The 14,703-nt window shown below is 70.3% G+C and carries 13 protein-coding genes; 5 read left to right on the top strand and 8 right to left on the bottom strand.

What is annotated here, in order from left to right:
• Nucleotides 1-79 precede the first annotated feature (79 nt).
• From V5P93_RS01240 to V5P93_RS01225, 4 genes are all read left to right on the top strand, one after another.
• On the top strand, nucleotides 80-826 hold the full coding sequence (locus V5P93_RS01240; protein ID WP_104480839.1) for an FHA domain-containing protein: 747 nt from the start codon (nucleotides 80-82) through the stop codon (nucleotides 824-826).
• Nucleotides 827-969: 143 nt separating this feature from the next.
• The gene (locus V5P93_RS01235) at nucleotides 970-3,414 is read left to right on the top strand and encodes a DUF4407 domain-containing protein (protein WP_104480840.1); all 2,445 of its coding nucleotides are present in this window, start codon (nucleotides 970-972) and stop codon (nucleotides 3,412-3,414) included.
• A 19-nt stretch (nucleotides 3,415-3,433) separates the two neighbouring features.
• Nucleotides 3,434-4,786, top strand: a complete 1,353-nt coding sequence (locus V5P93_RS01230) for an FHA domain-containing protein (RefSeq protein ID WP_104480841.1) — start codon at nucleotides 3,434-3,436, stop codon at nucleotides 4,784-4,786.
• A gap of 6 nt (nucleotides 4,787-4,792) precedes the next feature.
• Nucleotides 4,793-5,503: a hypothetical protein gene (locus tag V5P93_RS01225; RefSeq protein WP_104480842.1), complete on the top strand. Its 711-nt coding sequence runs from the start codon at nucleotides 4,793-4,795 to the stop codon at nucleotides 5,501-5,503.
• Nucleotides 5,504-5,818: 315 nt separating this feature from the next.
• Here V5P93_RS01225 and V5P93_RS01220 read toward each other — a convergent pair whose 3' ends face one another.
• The 8 genes from V5P93_RS01220 to V5P93_RS01185 form a co-directional block, all read right to left on the bottom strand.
• A complete protein-coding gene (locus V5P93_RS01220; protein WP_245931459.1) occupies nucleotides 5,819-6,886 on the bottom strand; it encodes an ABC transporter ATP-binding protein in 1,068 nt (355 codons plus the stop codon).
• An 11-nt stretch (nucleotides 6,887-6,897) separates the two neighbouring features.
• Nucleotides 6,898-7,968: an ABC transporter ATP-binding protein gene (locus tag V5P93_RS01215; protein WP_181043657.1), complete on the bottom strand. Its 1,071-nt coding sequence runs from the start codon at nucleotides 7,966-7,968 to the stop codon at nucleotides 6,898-6,900.
• Between the two features lie 5 nt (nucleotides 7,969-7,973).
• Nucleotides 7,974-8,987, bottom strand: a complete 1,014-nt coding sequence (locus V5P93_RS01210) for an ABC transporter permease (RefSeq protein ID WP_104480845.1) — start codon at nucleotides 8,985-8,987, stop codon at nucleotides 7,974-7,976.
• Between the two features lie 92 nt (nucleotides 8,988-9,079).
• Complete coding sequence (locus tag V5P93_RS01205; RefSeq protein ID WP_104480846.1) at nucleotides 9,080-10,855, bottom strand: ABC transporter substrate-binding protein; 1,776 nt, start codon at nucleotides 10,853-10,855, stop codon at nucleotides 9,080-9,082.
• Nucleotides 10,856-10,913: 58 nt separating this feature from the next.
• On the bottom strand, nucleotides 10,914-11,918 hold the full coding sequence (locus tag V5P93_RS01200; RefSeq protein ID WP_104480847.1) for an ABC transporter permease: 1,005 nt from the start codon (nucleotides 11,916-11,918) through the stop codon (nucleotides 10,914-10,916).
• A 309-nt stretch (nucleotides 11,919-12,227) separates the two neighbouring features.
• A complete protein-coding gene (locus tag V5P93_RS01195) occupies nucleotides 12,228-12,764 on the bottom strand; it encodes a hypothetical protein (protein ID WP_374065159.1) in 537 nt (178 codons plus the stop codon).
• 5 nt (nucleotides 12,765-12,769) lie between these two features.
• Nucleotides 12,770-13,366 (bottom strand): recombination mediator RecR, encoded by a 597-nt coding sequence (gene recR, locus V5P93_RS01190; RefSeq protein WP_104480848.1) that lies wholly within the window; start codon nucleotides 13,364-13,366, stop codon nucleotides 12,770-12,772.
• Nucleotides 13,367-13,373: 7 nt separating this feature from the next.
• Complete coding sequence (locus V5P93_RS01185; RefSeq protein WP_104480849.1) at nucleotides 13,374-13,727, bottom strand: YbaB/EbfC family nucleoid-associated protein; 354 nt, start codon at nucleotides 13,725-13,727, stop codon at nucleotides 13,374-13,376.
• Between the two features lie 75 nt (nucleotides 13,728-13,802).
• On the opposite strand from V5P93_RS01185, the gene V5P93_RS01180 reads away from it, so the two are divergent.
• On the top strand, nucleotides 13,803-14,693 hold the full coding sequence (locus V5P93_RS01180; RefSeq protein WP_104480850.1) for an N-acetylmuramoyl-L-alanine amidase: 891 nt from the start codon (nucleotides 13,803-13,805) through the stop codon (nucleotides 14,691-14,693).
• The last annotated feature ends 10 nt before the right edge of the window (nucleotides 14,694-14,703 follow it).

Here is a 14,703-nt window from a genome sequence, read left to right as displayed (position 1 = left end):
ACGCACTACGAGCACTCGTAGTGGAAAAGAATGGCCGCCGCAGACTCGCCACGGGCATTCTCGCGGCGAGGTGGTGCACATGGGCGAGCACGGCGTGAGCCGCGTGTGGCGGCGCGGGCGCAACTTCCTCGGCAAACCGGTCGAGGACTTCTGGAACCGCACCGGCGACGCGGGCGAGGCCGTCGTCGTGGAGCGGGTGTCGAACGCGCTGCGGGTGGCCGCGACCCGCGGGGACGTGTGGCACCCGACGGTCGTGGTGCGGCTGAGCGCGGGCGACTACGACCTGCTGGAGGGCAGCTACGACGAGGTGCGCGGCAGGCTCAGCGGGCTGATCTGCGGCCGCCTCGACTACCGGGGCGTCTCGGTCGGCGTGGTGCGGATCGTGCTGGAACCCGTGGGCCTCAGCGGAAGCGAGTCGTTCACGATCCTCACGGCTGGCGACCGGGACGCGGTGTTCACCCGCGCCGAACCGCCGCCGCAGCCCGACCCCGCACCGCGGCAGCAGTCGTTCCCCCGGCAGCGACCGCGCCCCGACGGCAGGCCGACCCACGCCCTGCGCTCCTTCTCGGACGGTTCGCGGATCCCGCTCGGCGGGGTGCCGGTCACCCTCGGCCGGGCGCAGGGCGCGCCGGGGCGGCTCGACGACCCGAAGGCCAGCCGCAGGCACTGCGAGTTGGTCGTGCGCGCGGACGGGCGGCTCACGTGCACCGACCACTCGTCCAACGGGACCAAGGTGGACGGTCAGCGAATAACCGGAACCGTGACGCTTTCCGTGGGACAGGTACTTCGCGCGGGCCGCACGGAGTGGGTTGTCGAACATTGGTGAGCGACCGGTCTCGAAATACCGCGCTACCGATGTCGAAGTACGAACACTCGTAATCGCCCACCTGGTAGCGGATACCGAATTCCGTGCCACGGTGTGTCCGTCACCCGAGAAGAAGCCCGCCGACAACCAGGGAGTTGAGCGAAATGCCGCTGCGCCGGTCGGGCGACTTCCTCTACTGGTGCGCGGGCGCCGACCCGACGGTGGTCGACCACGCGCACCTGGGCCGCCCGGAACGGGTGCGCTACGGCAGCATCGGCATGTCCGTGCTGCTCACCGGCACCGCGGGCGGGCTGTCCATGCTCATGGTGCTGGGCATGGTCAGCCACGGGTTCCGGCTCTGGCACCTGCCCGCCGCGCTGTTCTGGGCGCTGTTCATCTTCAACACCGACCGCTGGCTGGTCAGCTCGATCAACTACAACGACCCGAAGCCCGAGGGCGCCACGTCCAAGCGCGACACGCGCGGGGACTTGATCAAGCGCCGGTTGGGCAGGCTCTGCACGGTCCTGGCGCGCATCGCGATGGGCGTGCTGATCGCCTTCGCGGTGTCCGAACCGGTACTGCTGACGATGTTCGAGAGCGAGATCACCCACCAGCTCAGCATCACGAACCGGCAGAACGAAGAGGCGACCAAACAGGCCATCGAGGCCAAGTACGCGGGTGACTTCGCGACCATCGAGGCCAAGTACAAGGCCACGCAGGACGCGGTGGACAAGGCCGCCGCCGAGCTCAAGACCGCCGAAGCGGAGCTGACCAAGGAGAACGCGGACGGCAACAACACCGGGCAGGGCTGCTCGCTGAAACGGGGCAGCCCCTGCAAGGCGTACCAGGAAGCGGTCGAGCTCAAGCAGGCCGAGCTGCGGAACGCGCAGGCCAACCGCGACACCGCGCGCGAGACCTACACGCGGGACACGGCGGCGACCCGGGCCAAGGTCGACGGCGAGATCGGCGCCAAGAAAGCGGATGACAACCCCGACGGCCTGCTCGCCCGGCAGAAGGCGCTGGCCGACCTGACCGCGGCCAACCCCGAGTTGGGCACCCGGGTGTGGCTGATCCGCGGGGTGTTCCTGCTGGTCGACCTGCTGCCGATCCTGCTCAAGACCTTCGCCTCGACCAGCATGTACGAGCGTTTCGTGCGCACCGCCGCCGCCGACCTGCTCGCCGGGAAGCAGCGCGCCCGCGCAACCGCCGACGCCGCCGACACCCGGCGCGCGGAGGCCGACCGCGTGATCGACCGGGCGCGCATCGACGCCTTCCAGGACGTCCGACTCGAAGAGGTCGCCGCGAGCCGCGACCTGGACCTGTCCGGGATCAAGCTCGACCTCGACCAGCAGCGGATCCAGCTCGAACTGGACCACGAACTCGAAGTGCTCCGGATGCGCTGGCGGCACCGGGAACGGGTGGACGCCGAGGGGCTGCTGTTCGAGGGCACCGAGGTCCACCCCGGCAAGCACGACCCGGCCCTGCACGACGTCACCGAGCCGGGCGATGACGGCGACCCGTCGGGCGGTGTCCAGGGCGACCACCCGACGGACCCGCTCGGCGGCCCGTCCGGCGGTGCGGGGAAGCGGCCGAAGCCGGACCCGCGCAGCGTGCTCAACGACCGCTGGGTCATCGTCGGCCCGCTGCCGGACTCCGACCAGGCCGGGTTCAGCGACCTGAAGCTGGCCTACGACCTGCACGAGCCCGAGCGCGAGGTGGTCGTGAAGCGGGCGCTGACCATCGGCGCCAACCGGCGGGCGGCCGCGTACTCGATCAAGAAGGACCAGCACTTCCACGCCAAGGTGCGCAGCAGGCACGTGGCACCGCTGCTCGACCTGGGCGAGCACGAGCTGTTCGGCCCGTTCGTGGTCACCCCGCGCTACCCGACCACCCTGGTCAAGCGGCTGCGCGACGAGCCGCTGACGCTGGAGTGGTCGCTGCGGATCATGGAGCAGGTGCTCGGCGGGCTGACCGACCTGTGGCGCACGGCGAACTGCGTGCACCTCGACATCAAGCCCGCCAACATCGCCCTCGACGACAACGACGACGTGAAGCTGATCGACTTCGGGCTGGCCAAGGCAGTGCGCGGCACCGACGACCTGGTCAGCGGCGAGGAGTCCAAGTTCACCCGCTGGTACGCGCCGCTGGAGCAGATCCTGCGCGCGCCGAACTGGGTGTCCAGCGCCTGCGACGTGCGCGCGGTCGGCGCGGTCTGGTACGAGATGCTGACCGGTCTCCGGCCGCTGCACCGGGAGGCGCGGGCCACGGGCACGAGCCCGCTGCGGATCACCACGGAGCAGTTCGTCGAGCTGCTGCGCACCACCGACCCGATCCGCCCCAAGCGGCTCTACCCCGGCCTGCCCGCCTCGGTGGACTCGCTGGTCATGCGGTGGCTCAGCCGCGACCCGGTCGACCGGGTCAGCGGGCCGCTCGGCGACCGCTCGCACGCCGAACTGGCCCGCGAGGCGCTGGCCGCGGTGCGCGCGGACGTCGAGGCGCGCGGGCAGCTGTTCGACCTGATCCCGGGCGTGCTCGGCGCCCAGCGGGTCGGCTCGTCCACCGACGTGTACCGGCGCGGCGCCGACGAGCAGCAGACCCGTCAGCGCTAGATCGCGAGAGGAGAGCCGGATGGACCTGCTGTCTTTGGTTGTGGGCTTCGCCCTCGGTGTCGGTGCCGCCGTGGCGGTCCACCTGGTCCGGGCGCGCGTGACCCGCCCACGCCCGGTTCCGCCGCCGCGCGTCGACGAGGAGCTGGACGTCCCCGAGGTCGTGCGGCCCAAGGAGTCGGGGCCCGCGGCGGAGTCGGTACCCGTGGCTCCGGTCCCCGCGGAGTCGTTGCCCGCCAAGGAGTTGGCGTCCGCGGAGTTGGAGCCCGCCACCGAGTTGGCGCCCACGGTCACCGAGCAGCTGCCGGTGGAGACCACCGAAGTCATCCCCGCGGACCCGGTGACCGAGGCGCTGGCGGTAACGGAGTTCACCCCGGGCACGGGCCTGGCCTGGCTGCGCGGCGACGGCGACTTCCTGATCAGCCGGGCGACGACGCTGGTCGGCCGCAGCGCCACCTGCGACCTGGTGGTGGACGAGGACTTGGTCAGCCGCAGGCACTTCCGGGTGGTGCGCGACGAGCGGGGCTGGTGGCTGGAGTCGTTCGACACGCCCAACGGGACCTACCTCAACGACCGGCCGATCCGGCCGAACACCCCGGTCCGCCTCCAGGGCGGCGACCGGATCGGCCTGGGCGACACCGAACTCACCCTGATCCTGCCGACCACCGACACCCCGGCGGAGTCCGGGATCGCGTTGTCGTTCAACAGCTTCGGCGCCAGCATCACCGGCGGCAGGCGGTCGAACCAGGACGTCTGCCACTGGGACAACACCATGGTGGCGGTCGCCGACGGGGTGGGCGGGCGGCCCGCGGGCGGGCTGGCGGCGAAGCTGGCCGTGGATGGCATCCGGGACGCGGGCCAAGACCAGGACCTGCTCGCCACGGCCCGGCGGGTCAACGAGGTCGTGCGCGCGACGGGCGAGGAGAACGTCCTGGCGACGGGCCTCGCGACCACCCTGGACGTCGCCGTGCTGCGGCCCGGCCCGGAGGGGTACCTGGTGGCGGGTCTGCACATCGGCGACGGCACGGTGATCGTCCAACTCGGCGCGGAACTGGAGGACCTGGTCGAGGCCCACTCGTCGACCGCGGTCGGCTCGGGCGCGGGCGGGAAGCTGCTGCGCGCGGTCGGTCTGGACGAGACGATCCGCCCGGACCGGTGGGACCGACCCGCGCGGCTCGGCCAGCGGTACCTGCTGGCCAGCGACGGGCTGGTGAACGCCCTGGGGCACCAGCCGTTGCGGCGCGCGCTGGTCCGGCTGCGGGCGGACGAGCCGCGCGAGTGCGTGCGCAGGCTGCTGGAGCTGGCGGACCGCGCGGGGGCGGCGGACAACGTGACGGTGGTGGTCGCCGATGTGACTCCCACCGAGGACCGGTGATCGAGGTTGGCGACCCTGACCATCTTCACCGGCACCAGACCGCCGTGGCAGGTTCCGGTGGACACCGTGGTCTACCTGGACCGGTTGTACCTGACCGGTTTGCCTGGCGACCCGACCATCTCCCGGCAACCGCACGCCCCGAGCCTCTGCCACCGCGCCGGGGATTGGTGGCTGGACAACTACTCGCAGGCGCACAACGCGTACGTGGCGGTGCACCCGCGCCACGAGCAAGGCCGGATCGTCGTGCCGCTGCGGTGTTCGGTGCGCCTTGGGGACGGGGATTCGGAGGTGTGGGTCTGGAGCCCGCAACACCGGTTGCGACTGCGGGTGGCAGGCTCGGCTTTCCTTTCGGCGCAACGGGAACAGGAGGACGATGTGTCCACAGAGGTGGGTGTGCCCGGAGCGCACGACCGCGTGACGGAACTGTGGAAGCGGGTGCCGTTCCACCGGGTGGTGCTCGCGGCGTACTACCGGCCGTACTTCGCGCCCGGCCTGGTCCGCCCGGCACCGCAGAACCGCGAACAGACCCGCCGGTGCGTCGGCCAACCGACCTGCACGCGGTTGGACAGGGCGTTGCGGGAGACCATGAACGCGATTTGGGGGGAGCAGGGGCACGCGGCGGAACTGCCCGAATACCTGATCAGCCAGCGGTTGTTGAACGCCACCGACCAGGGCCTCGTCCCCCACACCGACTGCGCCCACCGCCGCAGCCAGTGACCGCGCCCGGATTCTTGGAGGGGACCTGACGCCACTGCGTGTTTGGCCGGTACTTCGCCCGCATCGGCCGCAAGTCGGCGAGGTTCGCCGGGTTGATCAACGTATGCCTCCGGCCCCCGGAATCCACTTTAGTCGGAGGCACCGACAGTTCGGTGTGGAAACGATCCAGCCCTGTGGACAACTCGCGATCAAGGGGCGGGGTGCGCCGGATGGGGCGAGTTGTGCACAGGGCTAGATCATCATCAGGCGGTTCTGTCAGGGGACGCCGGTAGAATGGTTACCGGGGGCCGGAGGCGTGCCATCAGGCCGGAGCCGTCAAGCCGGATCCGCGGTCGCGGCGCCGGTGGGGTCGACGGTCAGCTCGTCCTTGTTCTCCGGGAAGTGGCAGGCCGCCTGGTGGCCGGGGGCCAGGGAGATCAGTGGCGGCTCGGTCGCCTTGCAGACCTCTTGCGCCTTCCAGCACCGCGTGTGGAAGCGGCAGCCGGTCGGGGGGTTGATCGGGCTGGGGACGTCGCCCTGCAACCTGATCCGCTCGCGGTTGCCGCGCCGGGCCGTGTCCGGGATCGGGACGGCCGAGAGCAGGGCCACCGTGTACGGGTGCATGGGCCGCTCGTACAGCGCGGTGCGGTCGGCGATCTCCATGATCTTGCCCAGGTACATCACCGCGACCCGGTCGGACACGTGCCGCACCACCGAGAGGTCGTGGGCGATCATCACGTAGGTCAGGTCGAACTCGTTCTGCAGGTCTTCCAGCAGGTTGACGACCTGGGCCTGGATGGACACGTCCAGCGCGGACACCGGCTCGTCCGCCACGATCACCTTGGGGCGCAGCGCCAGCGTCCTGGCGATGCCGATGCGCTGGCGCTGGCCGCCGGAGAACTCGTGCGGGTAGCGGTTGTAGTGCTCCGGGTTGAGGCCCACCAGCTCCAGCAGGTCCTGCACCGCGCGCTTGACGCCGTGCTCGGTCTCCACGTTCTGCAACCGGAACGGCGCGCCGACGATCGTGCCGACGGTGTGCCGGGGGTTCAGCGAGGAGTACGGGTCCTGGAAGATCATCTGGATGTCGCGGCGCAGCGGGCGCATCCTGGCGGGCGTCAGGTGGGAGATGTCCTGGCCGTCCAGCTCGATCGTGCCGCCGGTCGGCTCGATCAGCCGGGTCAGCAGCCTGCCCGTGGTGGTCTTGCCGCAGCCGGACTCGCCGACCAGCGACAGCGTCTCGCCGCGGCGGACGGAGAAGGTCAGGCCGTCCACGGCCTGCACCGCGCCGACCCTGCGCTGCAGCAGGCCGCGGCGGATCGGGAAGTGCTTCTGCAGCTCGTTGACGACCAGCAGGTCTTCGCCGAGGCGGCGGTCGGCCGCCGGGTTGTCGGTCTGGGTGCTCACGGCGTCCTCGCTCACAGCTTCGGCCTGATCTCTTCGTCCCAGATGCGCAGGCGGTCCTCCGCACCGAGGTGGCAGGCGATGTGGTGACCGCCGCCGAGGTCGCGGAACTCGGGCCGCTGGGTGAAGCTGAGGTCCCCGTTGCGCCCGGCGTAGGCGCAGCGCGGGTTGAACGGGCAGCCCTCCGGCACGTTGATCAGGCTGGGCGGCGAGCCCTTGATCGGCTGCAGCCGCTCGGAGCGCTCGCGGTCCAGCCGCGGCATCGAGCCGAGCAGGCCCCAGGTGTAGGGGTGCTGCGGGGAGTTGAAGATGTTCTCCGCCGAGCTGTACTCGACCGCGCGACCCGCGTACATGACCATGATGTCGTCGGCGAGCTCGGCGACCACCCCGAGGTCGTGGGTGATGATGATGACCGCGGAGTTGAACTCGGCCTGCAGGTCCCGGATCAGGTCCAGGATCTGCGCCTGCACGGTCACGTCGAGCGCGGTGGTCGGCTCGTCGGCGATCAGCAGCTCGGGGTCGCAGGACAGCGCCATGGCGATCATCGCGCGCTGCCGCATACCGCCGGAGAACTGGTGCGGGTAGTCGTCGACCCGGCTCGTCGGGTTCGGGATGCCGACCCGGCCCAGCAGATCGATCGCGTGCTTGCGCGCCGCGGCCTTGCTGACCCGGTTGTGCACCCGGTACGCCTCGATGATCTGCGTACCGACCGTGTAGAACGGGTGCATCGCGGACAGCGGGTCCTGGAAGATCATCGCCATCCGCTTGCCGCGCAGCTGGCGCACCTTGTCCGGGTGCAGGCCGACCAGGTTCTGGCCGTCCAGCAGGATCTCGCCGGTGATCTTGGCGGTACCCGCCTTGTGCAGCCCCATGACCGACAGGCTGGTCACGCTCTTGCCGGAGCCGGACTCGCCGACGATGCCCAGGGTGCGGCCGCGGTCGACGTCGAAGCTGAGGTTGTCGACCGACCGGACGACGCCGTCGTCGGTCGGGAAGTGCACCCGCAGCTCGCGCACCTGGAGGAACGGTCCGCCCGCCGAGGCGGGTCGGGTCTCGACGCCGCCTTCGAGGCTGTTCTCGGAAATCTGGCTCACTTTGCGCGCACCCTCGGGTCGACGACGGCGTAGAGGAGGTCAACGACCAGGTTGGCGATGACGACGAAGAACGCGGCGAGGATCGTCACGCCCATGACCTTCGGCAGGTCGTAGTTGGTGATGCCCTCGATGGCGTACTTGCCCAGGCCCGGCAGGCCGAACGCGCTCTCGGTGAGCACCGCGCCGCCGAGCAGCAGTCCGACGTCGAGGCCGAAGATGGTCAGGATCGGGGTGAGCGCGCCGCGCAGGCCGTGCCGGACCACCACCGTGCGCTCGGGCAGGCCCTTGGCCCGCGCCGTGCGGATGAAGTCCTCGTTCATCGTCTCCAGCATCCCGGCCCGGGTGAGGCGGGCGTACTGGGCGGAGAACAGCAGGGCCAGGGTGATCCACGGCAGCAGCAGGTTGTACGCCCACTCCCCCGGGTCCTCGCCGAGCGGGACGAACCGACCGCCGGGGGCGGTCCAGCCCAGCGAGTAGCTGAAGATCGACAGCGCCAGCACGCCGGTGAAGTAGATCGGCAGCGACACGCCCGCGAGCGAGACGCCCATCGCGAAGCGGTCGAAGATGGTGCCCTTGCGCAGCGCGGACAGGGTGCCGACGGCGATGCCGCCGAGCAGCCACAGGACCGCCGCGCCGACGGCCAGCGACAGCGTCACCGGCATCCGGTCGAGCAGGTCCGGCCACACGGGCTGGTAGTTGCGGAACGAGTACCCCAGGCAGGGCGCCGGGCAGTGCTCGACGCCGGTGCCGTAGTTGAACTCGGCACCCGCGAAGATGCCCTTGAGCCAGTGCCAGTACTGCACCGGGATCGGGTCGTAGAACCCGAGGTTGTGCGCCGTCTCCCGGACGGTTTCCGCGGTGGCGGCCCGACCGACGTAGCGGGTGGCCAGCGTCTCCGGGGTGGCGCCGATCCACTTGGGCAGCACGAAGAAGATCGAGAACGTGACCGCGCTGACGATGATCAGCAGGACCAGCGCCGCGAAGAGCCGCCGGATGATGTATGTGATCACAGTGGCCGGCACCGGCGGCGGGCCGGGGAGGTCGTCCCCGGCCCGCCGCCTATCGCCTTCACCTGCCTAAATCCGATGGGGTTTGCCGACGCCTACTGCACGCCGAGGGACAGGTAGTCGTACTGGCCGAAGGCCTCGCTGACGAACACGTTCGTCAGGCCCTTGCCGCGCAGCAGCAGGCTCTTGCCGTGCACGCCGGGCAGGATGACCGCCTCTTCCATGACGCGCTTGTCGATGGCGCCCCAGTCGGCCTCGCGCTTGGCCTTGTCGGTCTCGCCGATGGCCGCGTCGAGCATGGTGTCGACCTCGGGGACGCGCACCGAGAAGTTGGTGGAGCCACCGGTCTCCCGGATCACCCGGCTGTCGACGATCTCGGCGAGGAAGCCGTAGCCGTCCGCCCAGTCGGCCTGCCAGCCGTTCTGCGCGAGGCCGAGCTTGTTCGCCACGGTGTAGGGCGGGTTGCCCGCGAACTGCGCGAAGTAGTCGCCGCCGGGGTACGCCTTCAGGGTCAGCTTGATGCCGACCCGGCCCAGCGCCTGCTGCAGCGCCTCAGCGGTGGCCTTCTCGCGCGGCCGCTCCGAGCGGTAGGCGATGTTGGTCTCGAAGCCGTCGGGCTGGCCGCACTCGGCCAGCTTCTCCTTGGCCTTGGCCACGTCGCCCTTGTTGTCCGCGCCCGCCGGGTACAGGTCGAACTTCTGCGAGCCCGGGATCGACGGCGGGATCATCTGGGTGGCGATGTCACCGCCGGAGAACTGGCCGCCGAACGCGGTCTGGTACGCGGTGCGGTCGGTGGCGTAGAGGACGGCCTCGCGGCACGCCTTCTTGTCCAGCGGCGCGACGGTCGGGTTGATGCTGGTGTACCACAGGCGCGTGGTCGACGGGTTGTCCGCGGTGGCCTTGAGCGCCGGGTCGCCGAGCACGCGGCTCAGCGAGGCCGCCTGCACACCGGTGCCCTGCACGTCCAGGTGCAGGTCGCCCTGGATGAGGCGGTTGTCGATGTCGTCGGCGTTGACATTCATCGAGACCTCGTAACCGTCCGGCAGCGCCTTGCGGTTCGGGTCGGTCGACGCGTCCCACTGGTCGTTGCGGACCAGGGTGAAGCCCTTGTCGATCTCGTTCTTGTCGAACTTGTACGGGCCCGTGGAGACCACGTGCTCCTTGTACTTCTTGCCGGTGTCCTTGGCCTCGGGGACCGGGACGGTCTGCGGCAGCATGGCGAAGTAGTCGAACCCGCCGAACGGCTTCTTCAGGTGGAAGACGATCGTCTGGTCGTCCGGGGTCTCGATCGCCGAGTCGACGTTGACGCCCTTGTCCTTGTACGGGCCCTTGTAGCCCTCGGGGAACGCCAGGTTGCTCTTCAGGTAGGACGGTCCGTTGGGCAGGACCTCCTTGTCCGTGGACCGCAGCACCGCGTACTTGACGTCCTTCGAGGTGACGGCGCTGCCGTCCTCGTACTTGACGCCCTTGCGCAGCTTGTAGGTCCAGGTCTTGCCGCCGTCGCTCGGCACGCCGAGGCTCTCGGCCAGGTCGGGAACCAGTTCCTGGCTCGCCTTGCCGGGGCCGGGCTTGAACATCACCAGCGCGCGGCCGTAGAGGCGGGCGAAGTTCCAGCTGTAGCCGTAGTAGGTGTCACCCGGGTCGACCGAGTCCCACTTGTCGGCGTTGGCCAGCTTGATCACGCCCCCCTTCTTCTCGGAGGCGTTGAAGACACTGGTGAGTGCCGCGTTGAAGGCCGGGGTGCTGGTGCTGCCACCACCACCGCTACCGGGGTTGCTGCCGCCGCCGGTGCTCGTTCCGCCACAGGCGGAGAGCCCCATCACGACAGCCGCGCCCGCGGCGACCGCGGTGACCACGCGCTTGCTGTTCATAGTGCTGTTGCACCCTTTCTTTCCGAAGCGAATCGAGACACCGGTTGAGTGCGATTCCCTAGCGGGCACGAGGATCGAGGGCGTCGCGCAGTCCGTCGCCGAACAGGTTGAACGCGAGCACGGTGATGAAGATGGCGAGACCGGGCCAGAGCGCGAAGTGCGGCATCGTGTAGAAGCGCGAGGCCTCCGACAGCATGCCGCCCCAGGTGGCGGTCGGGGCGTTGATGCCGACCCCGAGGAAGGAGAGCGCGGACTCGAACAGGATGTTGGTCGGCACCAGCAGCGTGGCGTACACCAGGATCGGGGCGACCAGGTTCGGCAGCAGCTCGCGGAAGAGGATGTACGGTCCGCGCGCGCCCAGGCTGCGGGCGGCGTCGACGAACTCCCGTTCGCGCAGCGACAGCGTCTGCCCGCGGACGATCCGGCCGATGTAGGGCCAGTTGAAGAAGCCGATGATGAAGATCAGCATCCCGATGCGCACCATCTCCGGCGAGAGGCCGAAGACCGAGTCGGGCAGCACGCCGACCAGCGCCATGGCGAACACCAGCAGCGGGAACGCCAGGAAGATGTCCATCGCGCGGCTGATGAGCGTGTCGACCCAGCCGCCGAAGAACCCGGCGATGACGCCGAGCGTGGTGCCGATGGCGACCGAGACCACGGTGGCCAGCAGCGCGATCAGCAGCGAGATCCAGGCGCCCGAGAAGATCCGGGCCAGCAGGTCGCGGCCGTTGACCGGCTCGATGCCCAGCGGGTGGTCGGGGCCCATGCCGCCGAAGAAGCCGATCGGCGCCAGGGTGCCGTTCTGGGTGTCGATGAGGTCCTGGTGGAACTCGTTGGGGTGTACCCAACCGAACACCCGGTCGGCGAGCAGGCCCGCGACGGCGAACAGGACCAGCAGGACGATGACGATCGCGCCCGCGATGGCGACCTTGTCGCGCTTGAGCCGCAGCCACGCGATCTGACCGAGCGACCGGCCCTGGATGGCCTTGGCGCTCACGCCCTTGAGCGCGGCCTCCGGGTCCGCTTCGGCGGCCGATCCGGTGACCTCGGGAGGAGCCGTCATGCCGCCGACCGTCCCCGTCCGGGCGTCTGCGCGACAAGTCGAGAGCGGCGCGATTCGCCGTTCTGTCGACCAAGTCGCGCGGATCGCTGGTAAGCCATCACGCACTCCTCGTGTCCGGTCTCACTGTCTCCGGGATCTCACCGTGTGGTGGCAGACCCTAGCCGCTCAGCTGTGCATCCCTCAGACACATGAGGTCACGATCCGGCCAACTGCCATACACAGAATCACCGAATCGCCACGGTGACGACACGGCGCGTGACATTCGGGCGAGTTTTGTCCGCTGAACGGACGGACGACGACAGTGAGCGGTCACACAGTCACGCGGATCGACGCTCGGTGACGGGTCCGATCGACCGCGAACCACCCCTCCTCGAACCGCTGCCACCGCAGCAGCTCCGCCCGGGACGCCTCGCCGTCACGCGCGACGGCACGCGCCAACCGGGCCCGCGGATCAGCCAATTCGCACCAGAGCAGTGCGGACAGCTTGTCCGCTATGGACAGACGACCGGACGAGACACCTTCCAGCACCAGGGTGTCCACGAGGGGGATTTCCACCCAATCGCCCGGTTCGGGAATCCCGTTCCGCCAACGAACCCTTTGGTAGCGGCCGGGGTCGCCCGCGGCGAACGGATCCAGGACGCCGCGGGCCAGTCGCGGCCACCACGAGACGGGGTCGTCCCAGGTGGCGAACTCGTCGGTGGAGACGACGTGGGCGCCCGGGATCCGCGCGGCGAGGGTGCTCTTGCCCGAGCCGGAATGGCCGTCGACCGCGATGAGCCGCACGCCGCCCAGCCGGGGCGGGGCGCGGAGCAGGTCGAGCACCTCGGTGGGGCACTCCGTCCCCACGGTGGTCAGACCGTGCGGCGGCCGGACAGCGCGCGGCCGAGGGTCAGCTCGTCGGCGAACTCCAGGTCACCGCCCATGGGCAGGCCGGAGGCCAGGCGGGTGACCGTCAGACCGGGGAAGTCGCGCAGCATCCGGACCAGGTAGGTCGCGGTGGCCTCGCCCTCGGTGTTCGGGTCCATGGCCAGGATGACCTCGGTGATCTCCTGCGCGGAGATGCGGGAGAGCAGCTGGCGGATGCGCAGCTGCTCCGGGCCGACGCCGGAGAGCGGGTCGAGCGCGCCGCCGAGCACGTGGTAGCGGCCCTTGAACTCGCGGGTGCGCTCGATGGCCAGGACGTCCTTGGGCTCCTCCACCACGCAGACCGCGGTGGGGTCGCGCCGGGCGTCGCGGCAGATGCGGCAGGTGGTCTCCTCGGAGACGTTGCCGCAGACGTCGCAGAAGACCACGCCCTCCTTGACCTTCTGCAGCGCGTCCTGCAACCGGGACACGTCAGCCGGTTCGGCGGCGAGCAGGTGGAAGGCGATCCGCTGAGCGCTCTTCGGGCCGACGCCGGGCAGCCTGCCCAACTCGTCGATCAGGTCTTGGACCGGGCCCTCGTACAACGCGCCCTCACAGCCCCGGCAGGCCGAGGCCGCTGCCGAGCCCGCCCGCGAGCGGACCCATCTTCTCCTCGGCCAGGCGCTGCGCGTTGCCGCCCGCGTCGCGGACCGCGGCCACGACCAGGTCGGCGAGGGTCTCGGTGTCCTCGGGGTCGACCACCTTCGGGTCGATGACCAGGCCCCTGAGCTCGCCCGCCCCGGACACGGTCGCGGTCACCAGACCGCCGCCCGCGGTGCCGATGACCTCGGCGTCGGCCAGCTCCTGCTGCGCGGAGAGCAGCTGTTCCTGCATCTTCTGCGCCTGGGCCAGGATCGCCTGCATGTCGGGTGCGCCGCCTCCGGGAAACACCGCGGCCCCTCTCATCTCGTCGATGGTGCCGACACCAGCTTAGAGGTCGCTCGACCGTGGCAGGCGGGGGCGGTGTGCCAGAGTTTACCGGTGCTGACACGACGTGCGGCGGGTCTGGTCTTCGCCTGCGCCATCGCGGTGTCCGCGTGTGGCGCGGAACCGACGGCGACCCCCGGATCACCGGCAACCGTTCCGACGACGAGCACCACCGTCGCTCCTACGACAACAACGGCTGTGGCGCCGACGAGCACAACCACGGTCACGACTACTACTACGACCACCACCGCTGCCGCCAAGCCCAAGACAGCGACCACGCAACCACCGGTGTTCAACGGTGACAAGGTCGTCGTGCTCGACCCGGGCCACAACGGCGGCAACGCGAGCCACGCCGCGGAGATCAACCGACTGGTGCCCGCGGGCCGCGGCAAGTCGAAGCCGTGCAACACGACCGGCACCGCGACCGGGTCGGGCTACGCCGAGCACGCCTTCACCTGGGACCTGGCCGGGCGGGTGCGGGACGTCCTCGTCGCGCACGGCGTCAAGGTGCTGCTGACCCGGCAGGACGACCGCGGCGTCGGCCCGTGCGTGGACAAGCGCGCCGCGTTCGGCAACGACTCGGGCGCGACCGCCGTGGTGTCGCTGCACGCCGACGGCTCGACCGCGGCGGGCGCGCACGGCTTCCACATCGCCTACTCGGCGCCACCGCTCAACGCCGCCCAGGGCGAGCCCGCGCTGCGGCTGGCCCGGCAGCTGCGCGACAGCATGGTCGGGGCGGGCCTGGCGACCTCCACCTACATCGGGTCCGGGGGCCTCTCGCCGCGCGACGACCTCGGCGGGCTGAACCTGTCGACGCGCCCCGCGGCGCTGGTGGAGTGCGGCAACATGCGCGACCAGGCGGAGGCCGCGGTGCTGGCCAGTCCGGCGGGCAGGCAGCGGTACGCGGAGGCGATCGCGAACGGGATCCTCGAATACCTCGGATGAGCTCGCTGTG

The organism is Actinokineospora auranticolor (genome assembly GCF_041897805.1).
In the GTDB taxonomy this organism is placed as follows: Bacteria; Actinomycetota; Actinomycetes; order Mycobacteriales; family Pseudonocardiaceae; genus Actinokineospora; species Actinokineospora auranticolor.
The sequence above is the reverse complement of the archived record's forward strand: the minus strand, read 5'-3'. Positions and strand labels throughout refer to the sequence as shown.

Coding starts and splice junctions, on each gene's coding strand:
- V5P93_RS01240 (WP_104480839.1), top strand. CDS start 80: ATGGGCGAGCACGGCGTGAGCCGCGTGTGGCGGCGCGGGCGCAACTTC.
- V5P93_RS01235 (WP_104480840.1), top strand. CDS start 970: ATGCCGCTGCGCCGGTCGGGCGACTTCCTCTACTGGTGCGCGGGCGCC.
- V5P93_RS01230 (WP_104480841.1), top strand. CDS start 3,434: ATGGACCTGCTGTCTTTGGTTGTGGGCTTCGCCCTCGGTGTCGGTGCC.
- V5P93_RS01205 (WP_104480846.1), bottom strand. CDS start 10,855: ATGAACAGCAAGCGCGTGGTCACCGCGGTCGCCGCGGGCGCGGCTGTC.
- V5P93_RS01200 (WP_104480847.1), bottom strand. CDS start 11,918: ATGACGGCTCCTCCCGAGGTCACCGGATCGGCCGCCGAAGCGGACCCG.
- V5P93_RS01185 (WP_104480849.1), bottom strand. CDS start 13,727: ATGAGAGGGGCCGCGGTGTTTCCCGGAGGCGGCGCACCCGACATGCAG.